This window comes from Streptomyces sp. NRRL F-5135 (genome assembly GCF_000719775.1).
GTDB classification, from domain to species: Bacteria; Actinomycetota; Actinomycetes; order Streptomycetales; family Streptomycetaceae; genus Streptomyces; species Streptomyces hebeiensis.
The window spans coordinates 139,041-163,791 of sequence record NZ_JOHR01000010.1 but is presented as its reverse complement, the minus strand read 5'-3'; the positions used below and the strand labels follow the sequence as shown (position 1 = coordinate 163,791).

Below are 24,751 nucleotides of genomic sequence, written 5' to 3'. Positions count from 1 at the left end.
TTCACCGCCGCGTGCCCGGGGCCGGGAACATGATGCGCGCCAAGGCCGTCGCCGAGGCCCGGTCCAGGAGCACGGCCGAGGCGCAGCCGGGCGGCAGGCGGCCCTCCTCCGCGTCCGCCAGGAGACGGCCGACCGCGCCGCGATGGCGGGCGAAGGCGTAACCGGAGACACCTCTGCCACGCTCCCGCTGCCCCGCGCGGGCCACCTCCGCGGGGACGTCCAGCAGGACGAGGTGCAGGCGGGACCCGCGCGCACGGGCCTCGCGGGCGAGCCAGCGCCGTACCCACGACTGCGTGCCGCAGTCGTGCACGACGACGCTCCCGCCCGAGCGCAGCGCGCGCCACAGCCTCGCGTAGTGGGCGACCCGGACCAGGGGGCGGTAGACCGCGTACGGCAGCACGGCCGGCAGGCGCCGCTCCCAGCGGTCCCTGGTGTCCTGGGAATCGATGGCACGCCCCTCGGCCGCCCGCCGGATCAGCGTCGATTTCCCGCTGCCCGGCAGACCGGAGACCACGACCAGGTCCCCTTGCGCGAACGCCAGTCCCTTCGGCCGTCCGCTCCGTCCGCCGCGTCGGCCCTGTCCCCCGCTTCCGCGCAGGTCCCGGACCACGGCCGGCACGCCCTCGGACCGCCCGGCGCCCCCCGGCGCGGCTGCGGGCGAGGCGACAGCGGACGGCACCGCGGCGGGCGAGGCGACAGCGGACGGCACCGCGGCGGACGACGCGGCAGCGGACGGCACCTCGCCGGACGACGCGGCAGCGGACGGCGCTGGCAGCGGCGCGGACAGCACGGCCTTCACGCCCTGCGCGCCCTGTGCGGGCCGCCCCCCGGAGGCCACCGGCACACCGACGCCCCCCGCCGGCGCCCCGTCCGCCGCGTCCCCCGCGTCCGTCTCCGCCTCAGCGCCCTCCTCGGCCCCCGCCTCCGTCACATACGCGCCGGACCCCTGCGACATCATCGCCGTCCCCCTGTCAGCTCAGTCGACCTGGTCCCCAGAACCCTTCCCCGAAAGTGTAAAGAAATGGCAATGCGCCACAACCCTTTCCGGACGTGGCGCCCGTATGCCAGGAACACCTCGCACGGTTCCACACGCCGGTCCGCCGTCCGTGGTTCCCACCGGGTACCCGCCGGGCTCCCGCCGGCCCACCGCCTCGCGCCGCCCCCGCCGACCGGCGGATTCCGACCGTTTCCCACCGGCCTCACCACACCGTCCGCGCACATGCGATGATGTGCCCGCCAACTGCATACCGGCCGTTTGAATCCACGCGGGAGAGTCCCGGTCGCCGTGTGCGCCGGGCGCCGAAGGAGCAAGTACCTCCCTTGAATCTCTCAGGCCCCGTACCGCGTGGATGAGGCAGATCTGAAAAGCGGGCCGCGCTCTCGTGGCCCCACCCAAGGTGCAAGTCACGCCGCCCCGCGACGGTGTACGTGTCCGACGTACACGACGTGTGTCCCCGTGGTCGTGACGAACCTCTCAGGTTCCGATGACAGATGGGGAGGGCCGATCGCACCCTGTCGCCCCGTCGCCCGTCATCCCGACTCTCGCCTCACGCCCTGGGAGCCCCACCGATGAGCACTGTCCCCCCGAGCCCGACTCCCCGTACCCCCCGCAGGACGGCGCTCGACGCCGTGCACCGCGCGCTGGGCGCGACCATGACCGACTTCGCGGGCTGGGACATGCCCCTGCGGTACGGCAGCGAGCGGGACGAGCACCAGGCGGTCCGTACGAAGGCCGGCCTGTTCGACCTCTCCCACATGGGCGAGATCACCGTCACCGGCCCCGCCGCCGCCACGCTCCTCGACTACGCGCTGGTCGGCAACATCGGCGCCCTCGCCGTCGGCCGGGCCCGCTACACCATGATCTGCCAGGAGGACGGCGGCATCCTGGACGACCTGATCGTCTACCGCCTCGGCGACGAGACGTACCTGGTCGTCGCCAACGCCTCCAACGCGCAGACCGTGCTCGACTCGCTGACCGAGCGCGCGGCCGGCTTCGACGCCGAGGTCCGCGACGACCGTGACGCGTACGCGCTGCTGGCCGTCCAGGGCCCCGAGTCCCCCGGCATCCTGGCCTCGCTCACCGACGCCGATCTGGACGGCCTGAAGTACTACGCGGGCCTGCCCGGCACCGTCGCGGACGTCCCCGCGCTGATCGCGCGCACCGGCTACACGGGCGAGGACGGCTTCGAGCTGTTCGTCGCGCCCGAGCACGCCGAGCGGCTGTGGCGGGCGCTGACCGAGGCCGGCGAGGGCGTGGGCCTGGTCCCCTGCGGCCTCTCCTGCCGGGACACGCTGCGGCTGGAGGCCGGCATGCCGCTGTACGGGAACGAGCTGGGCACCCATCTCACCCCCTTCGACGCGGGCCTCGGCCGGGTGGTCAAGTTCGAGAAGACGACGAACGGCGGCGAGTTCGTCGGCCGGATGGCCCTCGCGACCGCGGCCGAGCTCGCGGCGGTCTCCCCGCCGCGCAAGCTGGTCGGCCTGGTCGCCGAGGGGCGCCGGGTGCCGCGCTCCGGGTACCACGTGATGTCCGGCAGCGCGACCGTCGGCGTGGTCACCTCCGGCGCCCCCTCCCCCACGCTGGGCCGGCCGATCGCCATGGCGTACGTGGACGCCGCGCACGCCGCCCCCGGCACGGCGGGCGTCACGGTCGACATCCGCGGCTCGCACGAGCCGTACGAGGTCGTGGCACTGCCGTTCTACAAGCGCCGCACATGACACTGCGACCGACGACACCGCGGCCGTGCACGCGCACGACGCCCGCGGCCGGCGCCGTGTCCCTCGTGGCCGCCGATACCGGCCGACAGGTCGGTCGTCGTCTCGGTTCGTGAGACAGCCGTTCCGTAGTTCCGCACCACACCCCCGCGTACAGGAGAATTCAGGTCATGAGCAACCCCCAGCAGCTTCGTTACAGCAAGGAGCACGAGTGGCTGTCGGCCGCCGAGGACGGCGTGGCGACGGTCGGCATCACGGAGTTCGCGGCGAACGCCCTCGGTGACGTCGTGTTCGCCCAGCTCCCGGCGGTGGGCGACACGGTGACCGCGGGCGAGACCTGCGGCGAGCTGGAGTCGACCAAGTCCGTCAGCGATCTGTACTCCCCGGTGACCGGCGAGGTCACCGCGGCGAACCAGGACGTCGTGGACGATCCGTCGCTGGTGAACACCGCTCCCTTCGAGGGCGGCTGGCTGTTCAAGGTGCGCGTCGCCGAGGAGCCGGAGGACCTGCTCTCCGCCGACGCGTACACGGAGTTCTCCAACGGCTGACCGCGACGGACGGCCGGCCGCGACAGCCGTCGCGGTCAGCCGACCACGCCGGCCGACCGCGGCAGCCCACCGCCCCGGCGCGGCGGCGACCGCCGATCGCCCCCGGTACCCATCAGCATCAGCATTCAGACACCCAGGGACTGAGATGTCTTCGAAGCCGCTTCTCACCGCCTCGCTCCACGAGGTCGACCCCGACGTCGCCGCCGCCGTCGACGCCGAACTCCACCGTCAGCAGTCCACCCTCGAAATGATCGCCTCGGAGAACTTCGCTCCGGTCGCGGTCATGGAGGCGCAGGGCTCCGTGCTGACCAACAAGTACGCCGAGGGCTACCCGGGCCGCCGCTACTACGGTGGCTGTGAGCACGTCGACGTCGTCGAGAAGATCGCGATCGACCGCGTCAAGGCGCTCTTCGGCGCCGAGGCCGCGAACGTACAGCCGCACTCGGGCGCCCAGGCGAACGCGGCCGCGATGTTCGCGCTGCTGTCCCCCGGTGACACGATCATGGGCCTGAACCTGGCGCACGGCGGCCATCTGACCCATGGCATGAAGATCAACTTCTCCGGCAAGCTCTACAACGTGGTCGCCTACCACGTGGACGACGAGACCGGCCAGGTCGACATGGCCGAGGTCGAGCGCCTCGCCAAGGAGTCCCGGCCGAAGCTGATCGTCGCCGGCTGGTCCGCGTACCCGCGCCAGCTGGACTTCGCGGCCTTCCGCCGGATCGCGGACGAGGTCGGCGCGTACCTGATGGTCGACATGGCGCACTTCGCCGGGCTGGTCGCGGCCGGTCTGCACCCCAACCCGGTGCCGCACGCCCATGTCGTCACCACCACGACGCACAAGACGCTCGGCGGTCCGCGTGGCGGCGTGATCCTCTCCACGAAGGAGCTGGCGAAGAAGATCAACTCCGCGGTCTTCCCCGGTCAGCAGGGTGGCCCGCTGGAGCATGTCATCGCGGGCAAGGCGGTCTCGTTCAAGGTGGCGGCCTCGGAGGAGTTCAAGGAGCGCCAGCAGCGCACGCTGGAGGGCGCCCGGATCCTCGCCGAGCGCCTGGGCCGGCCGGACGTCGCCGAGGCGGGCGTGTCCGTCCTGTCCGGTGGTACGGACGTCCACCTGGTCCTCGTGGACCTGCGGAACTCGGAGCTGGACGGGCAGCAGGCCGAGGACCGGCTGCACGAGGTCGGGATCACGGTCAACCGCAACGCCGTCCCGAACGACCCCCGCCCCCCGATGGTCACCTCCGGTCTGCGCATCGGCACCCCGGCGCTGGCCACCCGCGGTTTCACGGCCGAGGACTTCACCGAGGTCGCGGAGATCATCGCGGCGGCGCTGAAGCCGTCGTTCGACCGCGAGGCGCTGGCGGCCCGGGTCACCGCGCTCGCCGAGAAGCACCCGCTGTACCCGAACCTGTGACCGGCGGGCGGTAGCAGCAGCCGCGCGCCGTGCGGACCGTAACCCGGTCCGCACGGCGTCACCCGGTCGATGCGGCGTCACCCGGTCGATGCGGCGCCACCCGGTCGGTGCGGCACCACACCCGGTCCGCGCGGCACACGCACCGACCGGCACCCGCCGGGCCGCACCACCCCCGCGGCCGGCGGCGTCCCACCCACCAGCAAGGAGTCATCCCGTGGCCATCTCGGTCTTCGACCTGTTCTCGGTCGGCATCGGCCCGTCCAGCTCGCACACGGTCGGCCCGATGCGCGCGGCCCGGCTTTTCGCCGCCAGGCTCAAGAACGAGGGCCTGATCGCGCACACCGCGTCCGTACGGGCCGAGCTGTACGGCTCGCTCGGCGCGACCGGCCACGGCCACGGCACCCCGAAGGCGGTCCTGCTCGGCCTGGAGGGCGAGTCGCCGAGGACGGTGGACGTGGAGGGCGCCGACGATCGGATCGAGGCCATCCGCGCCGGCGGCCGGCTGAACCTGCTGGGCGTGCACGAGATCGCCTTCGACGCCGACAAGGACGTCGTCCTGCACCGGCGCAAGGCGCTGCCGTACCACGCGAACGGCATGACGGTCCGCGCCCACGACGCCGAGGGCGGCACACTGCTGGAGAAGACGTACTACTCGGTGGGCGGCGGCTTCGTGGTGGACGAGGACGCCGTGGGCGAGGACCGGATCAAGCTGGACGACACCGTCCTGAAGTACCCGTTCCGCACCGGCGACGAGCTGCTGCGGCTGGCGCGCGAGACGGGCCTGTCGATCCCCGCGCTGATGCTGGAGAACGAGAAGGCGTGGCGCACGGAGGACGAGATCCGGGCCGGGCTGCTGGAGATCTGGCAGGTGATGCGCGCCTGCGTCTCGCGCGGCATGTCCCGCGAGGGCATCCTCCCCGGCGGCCTGAAGGTCCGCCGCCGCGCCGCCCACTCGGCCCGCCAGCTCCGCGCGGAGGGCGCCCCGAGCACGCACGCGATGGAGTGGATCACGCTCTACGCGATGGCCGTCAACGAGGAGAACGCGGCGGGGGGCCGCGTCGTGACCGCCCCCACCAACGGCGCGGCGGGCATCATCCCGGCGGTCCTGCACTACTACATGAACTTCGCGGCGGGCGGCGCCACGGAGGAGGAGAAGGAAGAGGGCGTGATCCGCTTCCTCCTCGCGGCCGGCGCCATCGGCATGCTCTTCAAGGAGAACGCCTCCATCTCCGGCGCGGAGGTCGGCTGCCAGGGCGAGGTCGGCTCGGCCTGCTCCATGGCCGCCGGCGCCCTGGCCGAGGTCCTGGGCGGCACTCCGGAACAGGTCGAGAACGCCGCCGAGATCGGCATGGAACACAACCTCGGCCTGACCTGCGACCCGGTCGGCGGCCTGGTCCAGATCCCCTGCATCGAACGCAACGGCATGGCCGCGGTGAAGGCCGTGACGGCCGCGAAGATGGCCCTGCGCGGCGATGGCAGCCACAAGGTGTCCCTCGACAAGGTCATCAAGACGATGAAGGACACGGGCGCGGACATGTCCGTCAAATACAAGGAAACGGCCCGCGGCGGCCTGGCGGTCAACATCATCGAATGCTGAGCCCCCGCGCCGGAGCGGCCGAATAGCTACGCATGCCCCAATCGACTGACCCATCTGACGGCCCCGCCAGGCAGCGGGCTGGCCGCCGAGTAACTGGTGGCGACGAGCAGGCCGGTCATCTCGGAAGGCTGAATCGCCAGCCCCGTCTGGCGTGTAGCGCATAATGTCTCACATGACCTCTCTCGCCCCCACGGACAATCAGGGCCTACTGCGTTTTCTGCGGAGATGGTATGGCGCTCCTAAATCACCCAATCCGAGATTGGAGGAATCACCTGAAACACCTAGGGAGCTTGTCGAGTGGCATGAAATCTCCGCCCAGTGGGACGGGGCGATCGCGTCACACAACTACGCCATCCCTCTGACGGAACTGGCAGTAGAAGACGGAAAGATTCCGTTCTGGGTTGAGAACCAAGGAACTCGGGTTTGGGCATTCGACCCGAACGATGAAGATCACTCCGTGTACGAGCGAGAACCGTCCGACGAACCGGCCCCTTGGAAGCGGACCGGCGAGCGGCTCTCAGAATTCTTGATTCACGCCACAGTCTTGGAAGCCATCCTCGGTGCTCCTGCAACGAAGGTCACGCAAGGAGTACAAGCGTATTGGCTCTGGTCCCAGGAAGGGGTTCGTGAATTCCCCTTCCCTGCATGGAACTGGCCAGCCCCCGGTTCACGAATCCTCATCGGCGAGAGCTGGCTTGCTCTCGTCCACCCGAGCGACGACCCTGAGGCAGGCCAGGACATCACCCTGGCAGCGATTGCGCCAGGGGATCTTGCTTGGGCAGAGAACCTAGCAGGAGTCAAGTGGCGCTCATACTCTGGGGTTCAGGACTACACAACCGATGAGCCACTTCCCTGGTAGGCAACCAGAACATTAATTGGCGGCCGGTCCAACGGATCGGCCGCCAATTAATTCCCTTGACTCAATCAGGAAGTCCGGTGAATTTCTCAGTCCTTCGTGGCGATATCACCCACAGTTGAGTACCCTTGGGCAACATGCCAGGCAAGGTACTTTTGCATGTTGGACACGCCCCCGTTGGGTAGTCGATGTAGAGCACGGCCTTTCTGATGCCTGGGTTCATGCGCAAGAACGCTGCCGCGTGCGTCTCCACATGCTCTCCGTTGGCCTTCGCCCTGCCCGGAAGATTCTTGAGGAGCCCTGACTGCCCGCCTGGACCACTGATCATCGGAAGCTGATCGTTTCCGACATCAAGGATTCCCACTGTGCGCCGAGGGTAGTCCTTCTGCAAATCCTTCAGTGCCGGGCCACAATTTGAATTGTGAACCAAGACCGGCGTAGCCCCCGCCAGCACATAGTACGTGTGCTACGCGACCCCTCTCCACCTGCATATTCGCAGGTCAACGGCAGTTTCGCAGTCCGCTGGTGTCCGTGGATGTGCGTGGAAATCCGTGGCTGTTGCCGTCGCTACTGCCGTCAGCGGCTTGGGCCGCATAGTCGCGTTGCCGCTGGCGTGGTGTCGGCGCAGGGGGACTTTACTGCCATGCGCCGGGTTCGGCGCGGACGAGGGCGCGGACGGTCTGCTCGTACAGTTCGTGGCCGCTCTGGGCGCAGTGTCCGGCAATCCAGCGGGTGAGTTCGTCCGGGGTGTGCAGCGTGCCCGAGGTGGCGCCGCAGTTGCGCTCTTCGCCAGTGACGCAGACCGCCTCGAACGCTGGTAGCGCCAGGGGGGGCGGGGACGGTGGTCACGTGGTACTCGCGGAAGCGGTAGCGTCCCCGAGAGGCGTTGCGTGCTGGTGCGCCGACGTTCGGAGAGTCAGGCATCCTCGGCCGCCTCTTCCTGACCCGGGATGCGCTGTCCGCGCGAGTCTGCGACCCTGAGCGCGTCCGCCAGGGCTTCTGCCAACCGGCAGGCCAACCAACGGTATTCGCTCGCCGACAGGGATTTCGCGCCGGGCGACGTGACATCGCGGGAGTACTCCAACAGCTCTTGGCCCATGCTGAGCTGTACCGTCTCGATGCTGTCGGCGAGGGTGGAGAGGTAACCCCGGCCGTCGCTGCTCAGGTAGCAGGGCTTCCCCTCCGGGCTGGTCCACGGCAGTAAGCGGGGACCTCCCCCGCCCGACGCGGCGTCGTACAGCTCTCTGCGGCGCATGCGGTCGGCTTCGCTCCTGGGCTGGCTCACTGGCACTCCCGGGCCTGGGTCACTGACGGTGGACACACTGACCGTAGGCGCTGGCTGATCGTCACCCCAGGTGGGAGCCATGGCAGTTCGCGACTCTTGGTTTACGAACTGCCACGTTGCGTGGCAGCTACCCGACAACGCCCAGGTAGTCGGCCATTTCGCGCATCTCCGTCGTGAGGGTGCGCTTGCGCTTGCGCAGGATCTCCTGCATGGTCTCGGCGGCCCCGTTCTGGTGCCGCAGCCACTGCGGGGCGGCTTCCCTGGCACGGGTCAACTCGTCCATGGCGGCTGACAAGTCGCCGGTCCGGGTGTGGGCGCGCGCCACATCGAGGGTGAAGCGGTTCCCGTCGTTAGTGCTGGGCCTGCCCAAGCGCTTCCACGCCTTGGGCGACAACTCCTCCTGCTCGCCTGACTTGCGCACCACCGCGCGGGCGTCGCCGATCACCATGTCGTCTTCGAGTGCTTTGACCGCGGCTGTGACCGGCCCGAAGACAGACCAGTGCCGGGAGACGTTGCGATGCGCCGTCCCGATAGCGGTTGCCGCGACCCGGGCGGCTTGACGGTACTCCTTCGCCTCGTCGGGACGGTTGTTCCTCGCGGCTGCGGCGGCGGCCTCCATCGCCAGGCCACCCCACACCGCGTAGTGGTCCGGCTCGGCCCCGGTGATCTTCGGCTCCACCGCGTCCATGCTCTGGGCGGCGACCTGTTCCGCCTCGTCCAACCGTCCCTGCCTCACCAGCAGCCAGCACATGCAGCCGACACCGGAGCCCGCCGCGAGCATGTCTCCGGCCTGACGGGCGTCCATGATGGCGCCGCGCACAGCGGCGTACGCGATGTCGTACTGCCGTACCTGGGTGAGGTAGGTGCCGGCCAGACGCAGCGCCTCGGCGCGGGCCAACAGGGCCTGCCGGTGCTCGTCCCCACTGTCGTAGTAGGCGACGGCTTGAGCTGCATCGCGCAGCAGGCCCGGCAGTTGAGCCGCGACGCTCTTGTAGCTATCGGAGAAGTACAACACCCGTGCGTCTAGCAGCATCCGCTGGAAGGTGCGCAGGTTCGGTTCCTCGGTCACGGCTTCGATGTCCTGGTCCACGAGTCCGACGGCTGGGGTGAGGGCAGCGCGGAGCTGGATCAGGTTGACACGATTCGGCTCCTCGGCCCGACCGACGGGCTCCGGTGCGTCTGAGGCCATCAGCGCGGCCGTGGTCACCCCCAGCGCGCGGGCAAGCGTGTGCAGGGTCTCCATGCGGATGGTGCCGCCCTGCTCGGCCTTGCGCACGGTGCCCGGCGATACACCTGCGGCGTGGGCGAGTTCCTCCTGGCTCATCCCCGCGCGACGCCGGTACTTGCGGACGTTGTCAGCCAGTTCCGTGGTCATCAACTCACCACCTCCCACTCCACGGTACGCCCGGCCGGCACATCAACCGGGGTGATCCGGTCGGCACCCGCCCACAAAGGTGCCCCACTACGCGGCGGGCCGGGCTCCGGCAAGGCCGGGGCCTGAGCGGGTGGGGTCCCTCGTCGGTCGGGCAGCTTCGCCGAACCAGGGTTCTCCGGGGGCCGCCAAGGCTCACATCGTGACGCGTGCGCTCGGCCTTGGCGGCCCCCGGGGGTTCCTGGTACGCCTCCGGTGACCGGGCGGCGAGGGACACCACCCGCGACCCGCGACCGCTCACCACGACGAAGCCGCACCCGCACTCGGCCCCACTGCCCCTCGGAGGGAGGGCCGGGGTCTGGGGCAGAGCCCCAGGTGGTTCGCTGTGTCGGCTGTTGCGCGCCCGGACCGGCGGGGCCGACGGCAAGCGGGGCGGAGACAGGAGCGGGCGGCGGCCCCGCAGGGCCGGAGCGCGCGCGGCCCGCGCCAGCGGGCCGCCTTGATCAAGTAAAGAAACTCTGAACAGCTCACCACTGGTCGATCTGTCAGGCTGTCGATCAGGTGCGCTGCTGCCGGCGTTTCCTCGACTCGGCCAGTGCGGCCTCCAGCTTCTGGCTCGGCGACACGTCCGACGTGGTGTCGTCGTCATGGAGGGGTGGCAGGAACAGGCCGCGTCGGCTCTTCTCGCGTTTTACCTTCCGGCGCTCGTTGAAGACTCGCTGATGCTCCTCGCGGATCGTGACCCATCGCCGGTCCAGCTCCGCTTCCCGCTCCAGCAACTCGTCATCGCTGAGGTCGGCGAACTCGGCGGCAGCCGCACGGGCCTCGCGGGCGATCTCGTCTCGCAGCAGGTAGTTCGTGATCGGCCCGCGGTGCTTGCCCGGCTCCGGGGCCTGGCGCACGAAGACACCGCGCCCCTTGACCGCGTACACAAGTCCTGCCTGCTTGAGGCTCCGGTAGGCGTTCTGTGCGGTGGAGTTGGCGACTTGGAATCGCTCCTGGATCTCACGGGCGGGAGGAAGCTGAGAGCCGGGCGGATAGGTGCCTTCCTCGATCTCGCGACGGAGGATGTCGGCCACCTGAACGTACGGCGGGCGGCTGTCTTCGTTGTGGATGAGGTCGACCGGCCAGTCCGGGCCTTCGGACTCGGCATCGCCGTGGTCGTCGTCAGCTGGTCCGGCACTCTGGCCGGCTGAGGCGCTGACGTAGCTGCCCCGACCGAGCTGGGAGTAGACGAGCCCTTCCTGCTTGAGCACACGCAGGGCGTTTTGGACGGTGGAGCTGGAGACACCGAACCGGTCCCGCAGCACGTTGGCCGAGGGCAGGCGCTCGCCGGGGCGGAACTCACCGTTCAAGATCGCGTCCCGCAGAGCCTCGGCGGCCTGGAGATACGGCGGCCGGGAGTCCTCGTCCAAGGGCAGGGTCATGCCACCACGGTATCGCCAGCCAGCCGTAGCGCTACAGGCACATCCACGTGTTCCCCGCCTGACCGCCTCACAACCTGATCGCCTTCACGATCTAATCGACCTTGCAAGTTGAGCGATGATCTCCTTATGCTCCTAGCGAGCCGATCAAGCGGCTCTATCGATCAAGGGATGTGATGGCATGGCCATGTCTCGAATTCGTGTTGCTCTGCTGCCGTCGGCGGTGTGCATCGCGGGCACCGAGCCGGTGCTGAAGATCAAGGACCAGCAGACCGGGGAGGTCGCCACCGACCGGGAGACCGGCGCGTCGCTGTACACCGTGACCGTGATGCTCATGGAGGACGGCCGGGCCGAGGTCCTGAAGATCACCGTCCCGGAGGCGGGCCTCGCGACGGGGCTGAAGCCGGGCGTGATGGTGCGGCCGGTGGAGTTGTTCGCGACCCCGTGGGCGCGGATCTTCAACGGGCAGCTCTCCGACGGCATCGCCTACCGCGCCGCCCGCCTGGAGCTGGTCGCGGCGGAGGCGGCCCAGTGATCCGACCCGACAGCCGGGGGGCCGCAGCGGAGGCTGCACGCGCTGCGCCCCTTGCCGGGCACCGAGGGCAAGGCGACGTTCGCCGCCTCCGGTGCTGTGCTCGCCCGGCTCGGCCTGACCCCAGTGGACGCGGCCGGGCTGGGCCTGGCCGAGATGCTCCGCCTGATATCCGATACCGAGGGGGACTGACGTGGAGGACCTGACCGACCGCGCGCCGCAGGTGCTGCTGATCGTAGCCGTGCTGGCGGGCACGCGGCTGCTGTGGGCAATGGTGCGCTATATCCGTGCCGACCGGGGCACGCGGGTCAGCATCCGGCAGGCCATGCGGGTGCGTTGGGGCTGGGTACGGCTGGCGCGGATGGCCGGACTGACGGTCACCGACAAGACCCCGGGCCTGCTGGCACAGATCACCGCGCAGAAGGACAGTCCTGCCCCCGCGCCCCGGGTGCTGACTCCCAGGATCAAAGTCAAGCCGGACCGGTTCGGCGTGATCGTGCGGGCCAGGACGCTGCCGCAGGTGGGTCTGGAGGAGTACCAGAGGGCAGCGCGATTCCTGGCCGACGCCTGGCGGTGCACGCGGGTCTCCGTGCTGCCGGACGGGCCCGGCCGGGTGGTGATCCGTGGCGTGCGCTCCGACCCGTTGACCACGCCGACCGAGCACCGTCCCACCGGCCGCCCGCCGGAGGAGGTGTCGCGCTGGGAGTTGGGCGTGGACGAGTACGCGGCACCGGTGTGCGTGTCCTTGGCAAATGTGCCCGGGGTGACCGTGGCCGGCACCCCGGGCGCGGGCAAGACCTCGGCAGTGAACAAGTTCGTCTGTGACCTCGCGCCGTCGGCGGCCGTGCAGATCGTGGGCTTCGACGGGAAGGTGTCGCGGGCCGAGGAAGGCGACTACGCGGATCTGGTCAAGCGAATGTTCGCATTCTGCGGTGACGACCTGGACGAGGCCAACGCGCTGTTCAAGCGCCTGGTAGCGCTGCGTCGGCGTCGGTCCTCGCTGATCCGCGACATGCTGGGCGTGAAGAACATGTGGCACATCGGCCCCTCGCGGCTTTGGCCGCTCACGGTGGTGCTCATCGATGAGGCGCACACGTTCTTCCGTGAGTACAAGGGCAGCGACGCCGAGACGAAACGTTTGGCCGCGCTGACGGCGGAGAACGCCCGCCTGGTGGAAGACCTGGTCAAGAAGGGCCGCAGCGTCGGCATCCTCGTGATCCTGATCAGCCAGAAGACCACCGGGGATGCCATCCCGACCTTCATCCGTGACGTGTGCCCAGTCGGGCTGTCGTTCGCGCAGAAGACCGTGGAAGCCGCCGTGGCCGCGCTGGGCGACGACATCCGCAACTGGCCGGACGCCAGCCCGGTCACCTTGCAGGACCCCGCCTATGTCGGGGTAGCGGTGATGGCGATGCAAGGCCGCCCCGGCTTCACCCGCATCCGCACCCCCTACGTCTCCGACACCGACGCCGCCCGCATCGCGGAAGCCACCTCCCATCTGACCGCCGACCCTGTCCTGTGCCTGGATGCCCTCCTCGACGCCACCGGCCACACGAACCCCGGCGACGACGACGGGCCGGACGGTCCGGTCGTCTCCCTGTCCAAGCCCTGAACGCCCCCGATCCCACGCATTGAGAGGAGGTTCCGCGCATGGCGGAGGAACGGTTCACCCGGCGCACCGTGACCGTGGTCATGGCGGTCATCGCGGTCTTGGCCTTCGTCTTCTCCTTCGGGAACGTCTGGGCGCTCGCCCTGCGGCTCGGCGTCCCCCGCCCTATCGCGCCGCTGATCGCGCCCATGGTGGACCTGTCCGTCGTCGGCCTCCTGGGCGCGCTCCGGTACCTGGCCCTGCGCGGCGCCCCCAAGGCGGAGCTGAAGGCCGGCACCCGGCTGCTGCACCTGTGCGGGCTGCTCACCCTCGCACTGAACACCGCCGAACCCCTGCTGACCGGACGCTACGGCCGGGCCTGCCTGGACACCGTCGCCCCGCTCCTACTCCTGGGCTGGGGCCACGTCGGCCCCACCTTCCTCGCCCACTTCCACACCGCCGCACACCAGGAGGACGCCACCACAACCACCCCAGCCCCCGCGCCCATCGCCGAGCCGGTGCCCACTACCGCGCCCGCTCCCGAGACCGCGCCCCCGGCCCCGGCCCCTGAACCGGTCCCCACCGCGACACCTGCGCCGACCCTGGCCGAAGCACCCGCCGTGATGGAGGCGCCCGGCTCCGCCCCGGCCGTCGCCAAGGCCCCTGCCACCGGCCCTCGCCCGGCCCTGCCCGCCGCACTGCTGAGTGCGGCCCGGCGCATCGCGGACACCCACCACGCCGAGCACGGAACACCGGTCACCGCCGCCCAGCTCGCTACCCGCATGGGCATCGCCCTGCCGGTGGCCACCGCCGCCCTCGCGCAACTCTGAGCCACCCGGCCACCGGCCGGATCACCCCTCCGAAACCCACGCCCTCGATGGGCCTGGTTCGTCATGCCCCGAGCAGCACCAACACGCCTACGACCGTGGCCGGTTGCTGCTCGGGGCCCCATCCCGACAGAAGGGACACGCCCCGAATGGTCACCCTGGACCTGCGCCACGTGGCAAGCCCCGCCGTACGGGACCTGCTCAACCTCGTGAACCACCCCGACTTTAACCACGCACACCAGCAGATCGAACGCCTCGGCGGCTGCACCGAACCCGTCCGCCTGACCGGCCGCACCACCACCGTCGACACCACGACCGGCGAGGTCCTGCGCGCCTACAGCACGTCCGAGGAGCCCACGGGCAGCCTGCTCACCGCGTGCGGGAACCGCCGCGCCTCCCGCTGCCCGGCCTGCTCCCGCCTCTACGCCGCCGACACCTACCACCTCATCCGCGCCGGCCTCTCCGGCGGCAAGACCGTGCCCGACACCGTCCGCACCCACCCCCGCGTCTTCGTCACCCTCACCCCGCCGTCCTTCGGCCCCGTCCACAACCGCCCCACCACCCCCGGCGGCGACATCCGCCCCTGCCGCTGCCGCAAGCTCCACGAACCCACCGACGCCCTGCTCGGTACGCCCCTGAACCCGGCAACGTACGACTACGCGGGCGCGGTCCTCTTCAACGCCCACGCCTCCGCGCTGTGGGCCCGCTTCACCACCTACCTGCGCCGGGAGCTCGCCGCCCGACTCGGCATGACCCAGAAGGCCGCCCACGCGGTCCTGCGGGTCTCCTTCGCCAAGGTCGCCGAGTACCAGCAGCGCGGCCTGGTCCACTTCCACGCCGTCATCCGACTCGACGGCCCCGACTGCACCAGCCAGCCCCCGCCGCCGTACGCCACCGTCGCCGTTCTCGCCGACGCCGTACGGGCCGCCGCCGCACGGGTCCGCGTCACGGTCGAGTCGGACGCAGTCGGGGAACGAGAACTCTCCTGGGGCGAACAGCTCGACGTACGCGAGATCGCCGCCTTCGGCGCTGACGCCGACTTCACCGACCAGGCCGTGGCCGCCTACGTGGCCAAGTACGCCACCAAGTCCGCCGACGCCTCCGGCACCCTCGACCGCGCCCTGTACTGCCGCCCCTGCCAGGGACGCGGCGCCACCCTCCTGCCCCACGGAACCCCGCTCCCCTGCACCGCCTGCGACGGCACCGGACAGGCCCGCCCACTGCCACGGCTCGCGGTCGCACGCCATGTGCGGCAGATGATCCGCACCTGCTGGGAGCTGGGCAGGCTGCCGGAGTTCGCTGGCCTGAAGCTCTGGAAGTGGGCGCACATGCTCGGCTTCCGGGGCCACTTCTCCACCAAGTCCCGCTCCTACTCCACCACCCTCGGCGCATTGCGCGACGCCCGCCGCGCCTGGCGCACCGAACAGGCCCGCACCCACGCCGGCCTGCCCAAGCCCGACCCGGACACCACCCTCGTCGTCGGCCACTGGGCCTACCTCGGCTCCGGCTACAGCCCCGGCGCGGCCCTCCTTGCCGCCTCCGTATGGCACCGCAGAGAACTCGCACGGCAGTTCATCGCGGAAGGCGGCTGCTGATGACCACGCATGCACCCGCCCCGCCCCACCAGGGGCCGAGCACGGCGGAAGAGTTGCTGACGGTGCCGCAGGTCATGGCGCGCCTCCAACTCGGCCGCTCCGCCGTCTACGACCTGCTCCGCACCCGCCAGCTCGCCTCGATCACCCTCGGCCGCGCCCGTCGCATCCCCGCCCACGTGCTGGCCGACTTCGTCCGCACCCGCCTCGAAGAGGACCCTGCCTGATGACCACGCCCCGAGACACCCCCGCCTCCCGCCGCGTGCGCGCCAACGGCGACGGGACCGTCTACCAGCGCAAGGACGGCCGCTGGGAGGCCGCCGGATACGTCCTCGCCCCCGGCAACACCCGTCGCCGCGTCCGCGTCTACGGCACCACCCGCAAGGACGCGCTGGCCAAGCTCACCGAGAAGATCGCCGCCAGCAACCGCGGCGTCCCCGTCCCGTCCGCGCAGGGCAGCGTGGCCGCGTACCTGACGTACTGGCTGGAGAACGTCGCCGTCCACGACCTCCGCGAGAACACCCACACCCGCTACACCACCTGCGTACACCGGTACCTCATTTCCGGCCTCGGCAAGAAGAAGCTCACCAAGCTCACCGCCAAGGACGTCCGCACCTGGCTCAACCAGCTCCGCACCACCTGCCAGTGCTGCGCACGCGGCATCGACGCCCGGCGTGATCAGCCCCGATGCTGCGCCACGGGGGCCTGCTGCCGCAAGCTGCTGTCCCCGCTGACGCTCACCTACATCCACTCCGTACTCAAGTCCGCCCTGGAGCACGCGGTGCGCGAGGAAGAGATCCCACGCAACGTCGCCCGCAACGTCCGCACCGGCACCCCACGACCCCGACGCTTCGAACCCCTCACCGCCGACGAAGCCCGCCAACTCCTCACCACCGCACACGCTCACCGACTGCACGCGCTGTTCGAACTCGCTCTCCACACCGGGCTCCGCAAGGGCGAACTCCTGGGCCTGCGCTGGGAAGACCTCGACCTCGACGCCGGCACCGCCGCCATCCGCCGCACACTCCAGCGCACCAGCACAGGCGGGCTCACCACGCTGCCCACCAAGACGCGGGCCTCCGAACGCCGCATCGCCCTCCCAGCCCGCTGCCTCCAGTCGCTGAAACTCCACCATGAACAGCAGCAGCGCGAACGTGAGGCCGCGGGCACGGCGTGGCAGCACAGCGGGCACGTCTTCACCACTGCCCAGGGCAGAGCGATCGACCCGACCAACCTCACCCGGACCTTCACCACGCTCCTCCACCGCGCCGGCCTCCGCCGCATCCGCTTCCACGACCTCAGGCACTCGACCGCGACCTTGCTCCTGGAGCAGGGAGTCGAACTCGTCGTGATCAAGGAACTCCTCGGCCACGCCCACATCGGCGTCACCGCCACCGTCTACGCCCACGTCCGACTCCGCCTTCAGCGCCACGCCATCGACACCCTCAGCACCGCACTCGGCAGTCCGGAGACCATCAAGACAGCACGCTCCGACGGCGACGAACCGCCACCTTGCGCCGCCCTCGTCCGCTGACGTTGCCGTCAACTACTGCCGTCACCCCACGCAGAAGCCCCGTCAGGACGCACCTGGCGGAGCTTCTATTTACTGAGGCGAACCTTCAAGAACTATTCGAGCAGTGCCACTTCAAGGTGGTATTCCCGCCACAGGTCCTCCACCAGCCGCCTCCGCGCAAATTTCACCACGCCGCGCGCCCACCAGGATTCCTCAGAGATTCTTGGGAACGCATCTGGCATCAGGAGTGCGCGGAATCTTGCGTCTACCGCTTCCACTTCTGCACGAAGTAGCGCAAGCTCGGGAAAGCGTTGCAGTTCCGCAGCATCAAGAGCTCGCGCCAGCGAATCCCTCGACGTCAGATCATTGAAGTAGTCTTCGGCGTCATCCCGATAGCCCTGTTCGCAACTTTCGACGAAACCACGCCAGCGAGACAGGAGTGCCTCCGGTTCAACGTCACGCCACCGACCAGACTCTCTGACGAAGTTGGAGAACGCGTCACGGAAGTCCCAAGCGCCTTGAGTCATCGGGCCGCCTCTCTCTGGAAGTATGCGAGCGGATCATCTGGCCGGAAATAGGTCGTGATGGTGTTCCCGTCTCTCATTCCAATTCTCCCTTGGGAGTCCATTCGAATGATGACACCGTCACTTCTGACAGCTTCACGTGCAGCAGCGGGACAGCTACCGGGACACATCAGCGCCTGCGCGTCCGCAACGTATCTTTCAAAGCCATCATCCGTATCGTATTCCGGCATATCAGGCCTACGGGTCGGATTCCCGGAATCATCGAGCCCCAAGACATGCTTGTCATATTTCTCGTCCGCAACCCCAATCTTGAAGTCACAGTTGCTGTTGTGAACGAGGACCGGCGTCTGCCCCGCCAGCACATAGTACGTGTGGAGGTCGTCGACTGTGAGGTTGTAGGTGCGGGCGTGCTTGGTGAAGGCGCGGTTGGCGGTGACGATGACGGTGGTGCCGTCGTCGGTGAGCAGGGTCATGCCGGGTGTGAGGTCAGATGCCTCGACCCATTCTTGCTCCGAGGGGGACCAGAAGGGATGCTCGTGCGTAGCCGTCAGGGTTTCGATTCCGTCGCCTGTGGCGATCGACAGCTTATTGAAGTGCTTGTCGTCCTCGGTGACGATCAACCGGGTTACCGTACGGGAACCCGACTCGCCGGTTTCAGGGTCCGTCGCCAGGACCTTGTCCCCGATTTCGACGTCCTCAATGTCCTTGGTTTTTCCGTCGGCCATGAGGACGTCGGTACCAGCCAGGAAGCACTGGGTGCAGCCCGCCCTGGACCCGAGTTTCCCTCTGATTCCCCTTGCGCCAGCCCCCGGCCCCATCGCCGCCATCTCCGGCGTCACACCACGCAGAACGTTCGCCCACAACTCTCGCGTGTCGGAACAATGAGCGGCGCCACACGCAAAAAACGCGTTAATGGCGATTTGGTATTCGTCCGGATACTCGACCAGGCAGTTTACCCCGCCGCCAAATCCGCTGCACACCTTTTCAATTCGAGAGTAAAACTCCGCGATGAAAGCCCGCGTGACCTTCGGGGACCATTCCCACTTCTTGGGAATTATGACCCCCGGAAACACATTCACATATCCGTCATTGTTGAGGTCAGCCGCCGAATTACCTTCCGACTTCCAGCTTCCACATTCCCATTTACACTTGACGGCTTCGCCGGGACGTCCGTTGCCGGGCTTTCCCTCTGAGGTCGTGGGGCAGGCCTCGGTCGATCCGCCGGCACCACCGCAGGCAAGGCCGAGGCCGCTCGGGTCGGTGTTGGTGTGGGGGTTCTGGGCCGCGTAGGTGTAGCCGTTGAGGGTTTGCGGGATGTCGGTCTGGAGGAGCGGGTCGACGCTGATGAAGCGGCCTGTGGTGGGGTCGTATTCGCGGGCGCCGAGGTGGGTGAGGCCGGTGGCCTTGGTGTCGTCGGTGCCGCCGACGAAGCCCTTCGTGCCGGGCCAGGATGTGGGTGCGTCGCCTCGGATGGCGCCGAAGGGGAGCGTGCGGCGCTGGGTAATGCTCAGGTCGGTGGCCTTGACGGCGAGTTGGCCGGTGCCGTGGTGGTCGCCGATGGTGAAGGTGGTGGTGCGGTCGTCGTTGTAGACGGCCATCTGTCCGCCGCCGATGTCGGCGTAGCGGGTGCCTTTGGGCTTGTCGGCACCCTTGGCCAGGGTGATTTCCGTGTGGCCGAGGTAGAGGGTGGTCTCGGTCGGGGTGCGGCCGATGAGGCGGTTGCCGTCGGCGTCGTAGAGGTATTCGGTGGTCTTGGTGCCCTCGGTGACCTTGGCCAGGTGGCCTTCCGCGTCCCAGTCGAACTGCTGGCCGGGCCGGGCGGTGGTGTTGCCGGCCTTGTCGTAGGCGTACGCGTCGGTGGTGGTGCCCGAAGCGCCGGAGGTGGTGACCGAGGTCAGGGAGTGGGCCTGCGGCTTGCCCTGGCCCGGGTAGGCGTAGGTCCGCTTGACGTCCTTTGCGCTGTCACCGGTCGTGTTGTGCTGTGTCTCGGTGGCGCGGTTGCTGGCCTTGTCGTAGGTGTAGCTGTGCCAGTAGGGAGCCGGGCCGCCGATCGATCCCCCTGCCGGCGCCGGCGAACAGGACGAGGTGTTCTGGGTCCAGGCTTCGGTCAGGCGGGCGAGGTGGTCGTAGGTGAAGCACTGGTTGTCGGTCCCGGTGCGCGAGACGTCCGACATGGACAGGACGTTGCCGACCTCGTCGTACCGGTAGGTGAGGAAACGGTCGACGCCGTTCTGCTCCTCACGGTCCACCCGTGTCGTGGCCAGACGTTGCGTCCCCCACTCGTACGTGTTGGTGACCTGCGTCTTCTTGCCGCCACCGGACTGGTACATGGAGTACTGCAACGGCTTGCCGGTCAGGCTGTAATTGATGGCACCCACCGACCCGTCGCCACGGACGGCGTTCAAGCGCAGCGTCGCGTCGTCGTAGTCGTAGAGGGTCGAGCCACCGGGAAGCGACCCGGCCGACGAGTAACTGGTGGCCACGAGCAGGCCGGAAGGCTGAATCGCCATCCCCGTCTGGTAGGTGCCTTGCAGCTTTCCTTCAGCGGCCGGAATGACCACAGCGGTCTTCTTGGGCCGGTAGAGCCTGTCGTATTCGGTGACCCGGGACGTGTACGCCTCACCTCCCACGTACCGCGTGGCTTCGGCGAGCTGTCCCTTGGCGCTGCTGACCGTGTCGTACACCCATGCGGCGCGCAGCGTGCCGGTCGGGGTGCCCTCCCGGAGTTCCCTCTTGCGGCCGAGGTTGTCGTAGATGTTGACGAGGGTCGTGCCACGCGCGTCAGTCGTGGAGGTCAGCTGTCCACGGTCGTCGTACGTGCTCGTCGTGGTGCCCTTGTCGGGGTCGACGTCCTTGATCTTCCGGCCGAGCTGGTCGTACGCGTAGCTCCAAGTGCTGCCGGCCGGGCCGGTCACCTTCGCCGTCTCGCCGCGGGGCGTGTACGCGTAGGACGTGGTGTCGTACGGGGCGCTCGCGCTGCGCTCGTGGTGCTGGCGCAGTTCGGTGGTGCGGCCTCTGGCGTCCGTCAGCGTGGTGGTGGCGATACCGCCGACCGGCGGGATGACGGTCGTGCGATCGCCGCCGTAGCTGGTCGTGGTGGTGGCGAGTACGGTGCCGCCGTCGCCGTTGCCGGCGATCTGACGGGTTTCCGTCGGACGGCCCAGGCCGTCGAAGCTGGTGCGGGTCTGGGTCTCGACCGACAGCGCGTTCTCGGGCTCGAACAGGGTGAAGGTCGGCTTACCGGTCGCGTAGTACGGAGCGAATGTCTTGGCGGCCAGGCCACGCTCGTCGTAGAAGACGTCCGTCAGAACGCTTCCACCGTCCGGCCCCGGAGTCTGAGTCTGGCGTTCCCTCAAGAAACCGTCGTAGATGGTCCACGAGGTGACCTGACCACCGTTATTGTTCAGAACTTTGGTCGCGACCGCCGCGGGTTTGCCCTCCTCGACGCGATAGACGAATTCGCGGCTCGGTGTCAGGTCGCTCGGGCGGTCGGCGAGCCACACCTTGGTGGAGCGGCCGAGGGCGTCGTAGGAGGACTTGGTGACCCTGCCGTTGGCGTCGGTCTCCGTCAGCACCAGACCACGAGGTCCGATGCTCTGAGTGGTGGTCAGCGCGGTCGACGTGTCGCCGGCCTTCGCGGGCGGTGTGGTGGTCTTGACCTGGGTGGGCAGGCCGGTAGCCGGTGCGTAGGCGGTGGTGGTGGTACGGCCGTCGGCGCGTGCGGTGCGTACGGGTGCGCCGTCACCGCTGACGGTGACGTCTGCGGTCAGGTCGGTGCTCGTCAGCCCACGCCCGTAGCCGTCGTAGGTGGCGCCGGATTCCAGGTAGGTGGCCTTGGTCCCGTCATGGCTCTTCAGCGTCGCCGTCGCCGTCACGTCGCCCTTGGCCGGTACCGCCCCGTAGGCGCCACCGTCATAGGCGGTGCGGACGTCGGAGATCACGTCCTTGGAGCGGTCGGTGGTGGCGTCGCACGCCTTCGCCACGGTCTCGACGCGGGAGGGGAGGACGAGGATCGTATCGTCGGCGTTTGTGGCGTAGGTGGTGCGGGTGCACTGATTGTCGTCGGACGTGGTCGTGTCGCCGAAGTCGTCGACCTGGATCACCCGCCCCGCGACGGTGTCCTGCTTGGTGGCCGTGGACGTGGTGCGCCACGAGCTGCCCGCCCCCTTGTCGAGGGACGTCCACTCCTTGGTGCTGGAGGTGCCGGTGAAGTTGGCGGTCACCGTGCCCCAGTCACGTACCTTTTTCGCCGTCTCGTGGTGCCAGGGGCGGCTGACCGACTTGGCGAGGACGTTGCCGCCGGGCTTGTCGAAGGTGACTGTCTTGTAGCTGAAGCCGGCCGCGGACGAGTGATCGGTGATCGGGTCACCTTCGCCTTCGGCGAGGGAAACCGTCACGGCCTTGGTGCCACCGCTCGTGTCCTTGCGGTCGCCGTCCATGCCCCGGAGGAAGTACGTGTCCTGCTGGGACTTCATGGCCGACGCGCCGCCCTGGCCGCCGGTCTGGACGCGGACCTGACCGTACCCGCGCCATTGAGACCAGGTGCGGTGCTTCTCCTTGGTCAGGCCGTCGTCATCGTCGAAGTGCCAGGCCGCGCTGCCCAGGTACTGGTACGTGGTAACCGCGTCGGGAGCGCCGCCCATGCGGTCCGTGGTGGTCGTGGAGGTGACGACGTACTTGTTGAACCACTGCCGCTCGGGATCGTCCGAGCTGTCGCCACCGATGTACTGCGGGAAGCAGCGGGTGGTGTTCGTCTGCGGTGTCGGGAGCGCGTTCCAGTCGCAGGTGGGAGCCGAGTAGTTGACGTCGACCTGACCGCCCATCTCGTCGGCGACCGTGGACAGACGGTCCTTGATGAACGGCGCGTAGCCGTCGCCGGTCTTGTCCAGCCGGTTCTCCAGCTGGGTGTAGGCGAAAGTCGTCTTCGGAAGGGTGATGGCCGGGGTCGCGGACTGGCCGGTGTGCTGAACGGAGTCGAGCAGCAGCTGGTAGTCGGTGTCCGCCATTCCCCAGCGGTGACCCAGCTTCCAGGAGTCCACCTGCGCGTAGCTGCCGTCGGCGTTGAGGGTCTGCGTGGTGACGTCGGTCAGGCGCTTACGGGTCCAGAAGGAGGGCGACAGCCGTCCGTCGTCACAGGCTGTACCGGCCTTGCAGTTCAGGTCCCAGGGTGTGTCGTACCAGTAGGGCGCCTTGTCGTCGATGGTGGACGGATCGCAGGTGACGCCCGAAACGGGGAGGCAGCGTTCGGCGTTGCCAAAGACGACCTGGGCCTGCGGCTTGTCCGCGTACATCCGGTCGGATTTCACGCCGTAGTCGATGCGGTCGAGGTAGCCGCCACGGGTGTACGGAGTGTCGTCGTCCTTCTTCAGGTTGCGACCGTAGGAGTTGGACTCCTTGGTGTAGTGGTAGCCGATCGCGTTGCCGTGCGGGTCGACGACGTAGTCGAGGTTCCAGCGCCAGGCCTGCTGGCACCAGGAGCCGGCGAAGTCGGAGGCGTGGCAGGGCTCGCCCGAGTTATTGCCGTAGACGGGAACCGTCCAGGTGGAGTCCGTGGCCTCCTTGCCCTCCGTCCAGCCCGGAAGCCGGTGGTAACCGAAGTAGTAGCGGGTACCGTCGGGCACGGTCAGCCGCCAGTACTCGCCGTCGTTGTCCCCGTTGCCACGGTCCGTGGACTTCAGGCGCGTGATCTTGGTGCCGTCGTCCTGCTTCAGCTTGAACTCGTCGCCGCCGAGCGGTACCAGTTCACCGCCCTTGCCGTTGAAGGTGAGGAAGGCGTTGTCGTACGCCCAGCACAGGTCACCCGGTTTGTTACCGTCGGCGTTCTTCTGGCCGTCGTCCGCGCACGGCTTGTACCGGCGCTCGATGAAACCGGGCCAGAGGTCGAAGCCGTCACCGGCCCAGGACGCCTGGTTGTTGGTGCCGCCCGCGCGGCCGTCGATCGTGGCCGACGAGTAGGAGAGACCGACCGTCGGCGCCAGGCCGCCGGGAACGTCCGGCGTCGGCATGTCGTACGACCAGCTGAAGTCACCGGTGTTGAGGTTCGTGCTCCACGAGGCCGAGGGCGCGAGCGAGGTGGCCTTGTAGTCGCCCTTGTCGCCGTCCGTGTCGGCCGCAGCCGCGAGGACCGTCGGCGCACCGTCCGGGAGGCTGAGTGACTTCGCCGTGAGTGTCCGCTTGACGGTGTCGTTGATGGCGGCGACGGGTGTCGCGGTCCGGCAGGCGTCCTTGGCCGGGGAGGTCAGCGCGCAGGCGGGCAGCTGTACCAGCCGCATCCGGGAGGCGTACGAACCGCCGAAGGCTCCGGCGAAGTCCCCGTAGTCAACGGTGAGTGCGACGGACGCGGGCGTCGGCGTGGGGTCGGGGGCGGGGGCGGCTGCGCTTCGCTTGTGCGCCGTGGTTGCCGTTGTCGCTGTGGGCTGAAGGGAGAACAGCAGGCCCTTCACACCGGCCTTCTCAGCCTTCTTACGATCGTGTACGCGCGCTTCGACACTGGCAGGCTCGGTCTGCGCGCGGGTACCTCGTGCCGAGCTCGACGCTGCGGCACCGGACTGCTCGGCCGCCGCGAGGCCCAGAGGTGTGTCGTTGACCTCAGTGAACCGTGCTGCGCCGCCGTTCTCGGCAGGCGTCACCGTGACCGTCCGGGTGACGGCTCCCGGCCACTCCGCACGAGGAGGCGCCTCGGGCCTCCTGACCTCCGGCGGCGTCGCACGCGGGACGGTCTTGCCGCCGTACGTCCCCGGCACCGGTTTCTCCGACGCGGGCGGGCCGGGGAGGTTGCTGTCCGCCACCGCCGGTGCGGGTATCGCGGCGTTCTGCAGGATGGTGCCGATCAGCACCACGGACAGCGTTATGGATGTCCGTCGGAGCAGAGAGCCGGATCTGGATCGGGGGAACTGGACGAAGCTGGATCTTCTCATGTGTGGTATCCATCGCTGCCGGGCGTCGGAAGCCAACGGGGGCAGTC

Annotated in this window: 19 protein-coding genes and 1 riboswitch; of the genes, 12 read left to right on the top strand and 7 right to left on the bottom strand. The window is 68.9% G+C overall.

The features are described 5' to 3' along the window. Nucleotide 1: 1 nt before the first annotated feature. Entirely contained in the window at nucleotides 2-709 is a 708-nt protein-coding gene (locus IG02_RS0119635; RefSeq protein ID WP_030749487.1) for an AAA family ATPase, read from the bottom strand. Between the two features lie 547 nt (nucleotides 710-1,256). Then, a riboswitch (glycine riboswitch) is annotated at nucleotides 1,257-1,354 on the top strand. A 215-nt stretch (nucleotides 1,355-1,569) separates the two neighbouring features. On the opposite strand from IG02_RS0119635, the gene gcvT reads away from it, so the two are divergent. The 5 genes from gcvT (at nucleotide 1,570) to IG02_RS41655 (ending at nucleotide 7,133) form a co-directional block, all read left to right on the top strand. Then, nucleotides 1,570-2,718 carry a glycine cleavage system aminomethyltransferase GcvT gene (gene gcvT / locus IG02_RS0119630; protein WP_030749484.1) on the top strand — a complete coding sequence of 383 codons (1,149 nt, stop codon included), beginning with the start codon at nucleotides 1,570-1,572 and terminating at the stop codon, nucleotides 2,716-2,718. A gap of 167 nt (nucleotides 2,719-2,885) precedes the next feature. After that, nucleotides 2,886-3,263, top strand: coding sequence for a glycine cleavage system protein GcvH (gcvH, locus tag IG02_RS0119625; protein WP_030749481.1), 378 nt, complete (start codon nucleotides 2,886-2,888; stop codon nucleotides 3,261-3,263). A 145-nt stretch (nucleotides 3,264-3,408) separates the two neighbouring features. Beyond that, nucleotides 3,409-4,677 (top strand): serine hydroxymethyltransferase, encoded by a 1,269-nt coding sequence (gene glyA / locus IG02_RS0119620; protein ID WP_030749480.1) that lies wholly within the window; start codon nucleotides 3,409-3,411, stop codon nucleotides 4,675-4,677. Nucleotides 4,678-4,891: 214 nt separating this feature from the next. Beyond that, nucleotides 4,892-6,274 carry an L-serine ammonia-lyase gene (locus tag IG02_RS0119615; RefSeq protein ID WP_030749477.1) on the top strand — a complete coding sequence of 461 codons (1,383 nt, stop codon included), beginning with the start codon at nucleotides 4,892-4,894 and terminating at the stop codon, nucleotides 6,272-6,274. A gap of 172 nt (nucleotides 6,275-6,446) precedes the next feature. Then, complete coding sequence (locus tag IG02_RS41655; RefSeq protein WP_158712341.1) at nucleotides 6,447-7,133, top strand: hypothetical protein; 687 nt, start codon at nucleotides 6,447-6,449, stop codon at nucleotides 7,131-7,133. Between the two features lie 61 nt (nucleotides 7,134-7,194). On the opposite strand, the gene IG02_RS39535 is transcribed toward IG02_RS41655, so the two are convergent. The 4 genes from IG02_RS39535 to IG02_RS42180 all read right to left on the bottom strand — a co-directional run bounded on the left by IG02_RS39535 (nucleotide 7,195) and on the right by IG02_RS42180 (nucleotide 11,214). Continuing rightward, nucleotides 7,195-7,458, bottom strand: coding sequence for a DddA-like double-stranded DNA deaminase toxin (locus tag IG02_RS39535; protein ID WP_234314828.1), 264 nt, complete (start codon nucleotides 7,456-7,458; stop codon nucleotides 7,195-7,197). 588 nt (nucleotides 7,459-8,046) lie between these two features. Beyond that, nucleotides 8,047-8,385 carry a hypothetical protein gene (locus tag IG02_RS0119610; protein ID WP_051765333.1) on the bottom strand — a complete coding sequence of 113 codons (339 nt, stop codon included), beginning with the start codon at nucleotides 8,383-8,385 and terminating at the stop codon, nucleotides 8,047-8,049. Nucleotides 8,386-8,542: 157 nt separating this feature from the next. Beyond that, nucleotides 8,543-9,790: a helix-turn-helix domain-containing protein gene (locus tag IG02_RS0119605; protein WP_030749473.1), complete on the bottom strand. Its 1,248-nt coding sequence runs from the start codon at nucleotides 9,788-9,790 to the stop codon at nucleotides 8,543-8,545. A 554-nt stretch (nucleotides 9,791-10,344) separates the two neighbouring features. Beyond that, the gene (locus tag IG02_RS42180) at nucleotides 10,345-11,214 is read right to left on the bottom strand and encodes a winged helix-turn-helix domain-containing protein (RefSeq protein WP_078854621.1); all 870 of its coding nucleotides are present in this window, start codon (nucleotides 11,212-11,214) and stop codon (nucleotides 10,345-10,347) included. 178 nt (nucleotides 11,215-11,392) lie between these two features. On the opposite strand from IG02_RS42180, the gene IG02_RS0119595 reads away from it, so the two are divergent. The 7 genes from IG02_RS0119595 (at nucleotide 11,393) to IG02_RS0119565 (ending at nucleotide 17,284) form a co-directional block, all read left to right on the top strand. Further along, complete coding sequence (locus IG02_RS0119595) at nucleotides 11,393-11,746, top strand: hypothetical protein (protein ID WP_051765331.1); 354 nt, start codon at nucleotides 11,393-11,395, stop codon at nucleotides 11,744-11,746. Nucleotides 11,747-11,797: 51 nt separating this feature from the next. After that, nucleotides 11,798-11,935 (top strand): hypothetical protein, encoded by a 138-nt coding sequence (locus IG02_RS41650; RefSeq protein WP_158712340.1) that lies wholly within the window; start codon nucleotides 11,798-11,800, stop codon nucleotides 11,933-11,935. 1 nt (nucleotide 11,936) lies between these two features. Further along, nucleotides 11,937-13,355, top strand: coding sequence for an FtsK/SpoIIIE domain-containing protein (locus tag IG02_RS0119585; protein ID WP_030749464.1), 1,419 nt, complete (start codon nucleotides 11,937-11,939; stop codon nucleotides 13,353-13,355). 38 nt (nucleotides 13,356-13,393) lie between these two features. Next, nucleotides 13,394-14,161 (top strand): DUF2637 domain-containing protein, encoded by a 768-nt coding sequence (locus IG02_RS0119580; RefSeq protein ID WP_030749461.1) that lies wholly within the window; start codon nucleotides 13,394-13,396, stop codon nucleotides 14,159-14,161. A 146-nt stretch (nucleotides 14,162-14,307) separates the two neighbouring features. After that, nucleotides 14,308-15,753, top strand: coding sequence for a replication initiator (locus IG02_RS0119575; protein ID WP_030749458.1), 1,446 nt, complete (start codon nucleotides 14,308-14,310; stop codon nucleotides 15,751-15,753). Beyond that, on the top strand, nucleotides 15,753-15,977 hold the full coding sequence (locus IG02_RS36650; protein WP_030749456.1) for a helix-turn-helix domain-containing protein: 225 nt from the start codon (nucleotides 15,753-15,755) through the stop codon (nucleotides 15,975-15,977). Before IG02_RS0119575 ends, IG02_RS36650 begins: the two co-directional genes overlap by 1 nt. Next, a complete protein-coding gene (locus tag IG02_RS0119565; protein ID WP_030749453.1) occupies nucleotides 15,977-17,284 on the top strand; it encodes a tyrosine-type recombinase/integrase in 1,308 nt (435 codons plus the stop codon). Before IG02_RS36650 ends, IG02_RS0119565 begins: the two co-directional genes overlap by 1 nt. A 92-nt stretch (nucleotides 17,285-17,376) precedes the next feature. Here the strand turns inward: IG02_RS0119565 and IG02_RS39525 are convergent, their stop codons facing one another. Both IG02_RS39525 and IG02_RS36645 read right to left on the bottom strand, forming a co-directional pair. Then, nucleotides 17,377-17,790, bottom strand: a complete 414-nt coding sequence (locus IG02_RS39525) for a hypothetical protein (protein WP_078854620.1) — start codon at nucleotides 17,788-17,790, stop codon at nucleotides 17,377-17,379. Beyond that, nucleotides 17,787-24,704, bottom strand: coding sequence for a polymorphic toxin-type HINT domain-containing protein (locus IG02_RS36645; protein WP_078854619.1), 6,918 nt, complete (start codon nucleotides 24,702-24,704; stop codon nucleotides 17,787-17,789). Before IG02_RS36645 ends, IG02_RS39525 begins: the two co-directional genes overlap by 4 nt. Nucleotides 24,705-24,751 lie beyond the last annotated feature (47 nt).

Excerpts from the sequence above, each read along its gene's own strand:
- gcvT (WP_030749484.1), top strand. The coding sequence starts at position 1,570 with ATGAGCACTGTCCCCCCGAGCCCGACTCCCCGTACCCCCCGCAGGACG.
- gcvH (WP_030749481.1), top strand. The coding sequence starts at position 2,886 with ATGAGCAACCCCCAGCAGCTTCGTTACAGCAAGGAGCACGAGTGGCTG.
- glyA (WP_030749480.1), top strand. The coding sequence starts at position 3,409 with ATGTCTTCGAAGCCGCTTCTCACCGCCTCGCTCCACGAGGTCGACCCC.
- IG02_RS41655 (WP_158712341.1), top strand. The coding sequence starts at position 6,447 with ATGACCTCTCTCGCCCCCACGGACAATCAGGGCCTACTGCGTTTTCTG.
- IG02_RS39535 (WP_234314828.1), bottom strand. The coding sequence starts at position 7,458 with ATGATCAGTGGTCCAGGCGGGCAGTCAGGGCTCCTCAAGAATCTTCCG.
- IG02_RS0119610 (WP_051765333.1), bottom strand. The coding sequence starts at position 8,385 with ATGCGCCGCAGAGAGCTGTACGACGCCGCGTCGGGCGGGGGAGGTCCC.
- IG02_RS0119605 (WP_030749473.1), bottom strand. The coding sequence starts at position 9,790 with ATGACCACGGAACTGGCTGACAACGTCCGCAAGTACCGGCGTCGCGCG.
- IG02_RS42180 (WP_078854621.1), bottom strand. The coding sequence starts at position 11,214 with ATGACCCTGCCCTTGGACGAGGACTCCCGGCCGCCGTATCTCCAGGCC.
- IG02_RS0119595 (WP_051765331.1), top strand. The coding sequence starts at position 11,393 with ATGGCCATGTCTCGAATTCGTGTTGCTCTGCTGCCGTCGGCGGTGTGC.
- IG02_RS0119580 (WP_030749461.1), top strand. The coding sequence starts at position 13,394 with ATGGCGGAGGAACGGTTCACCCGGCGCACCGTGACCGTGGTCATGGCG.
- IG02_RS0119575 (WP_030749458.1), top strand. The coding sequence starts at position 14,308 with ATGGTCACCCTGGACCTGCGCCACGTGGCAAGCCCCGCCGTACGGGAC.
- IG02_RS36650 (WP_030749456.1), top strand. The coding sequence starts at position 15,753 with ATGACCACGCATGCACCCGCCCCGCCCCACCAGGGGCCGAGCACGGCG.
- IG02_RS0119565 (WP_030749453.1), top strand. The coding sequence starts at position 15,977 with ATGACCACGCCCCGAGACACCCCCGCCTCCCGCCGCGTGCGCGCCAAC.
- IG02_RS39525 (WP_078854620.1), bottom strand. The coding sequence starts at position 17,790 with ATGACTCAAGGCGCTTGGGACTTCCGTGACGCGTTCTCCAACTTCGTC.
- IG02_RS36645 (WP_078854619.1), bottom strand. The coding sequence starts at position 24,704 with ATGAGAAGATCCAGCTTCGTCCAGTTCCCCCGATCCAGATCCGGCTCT.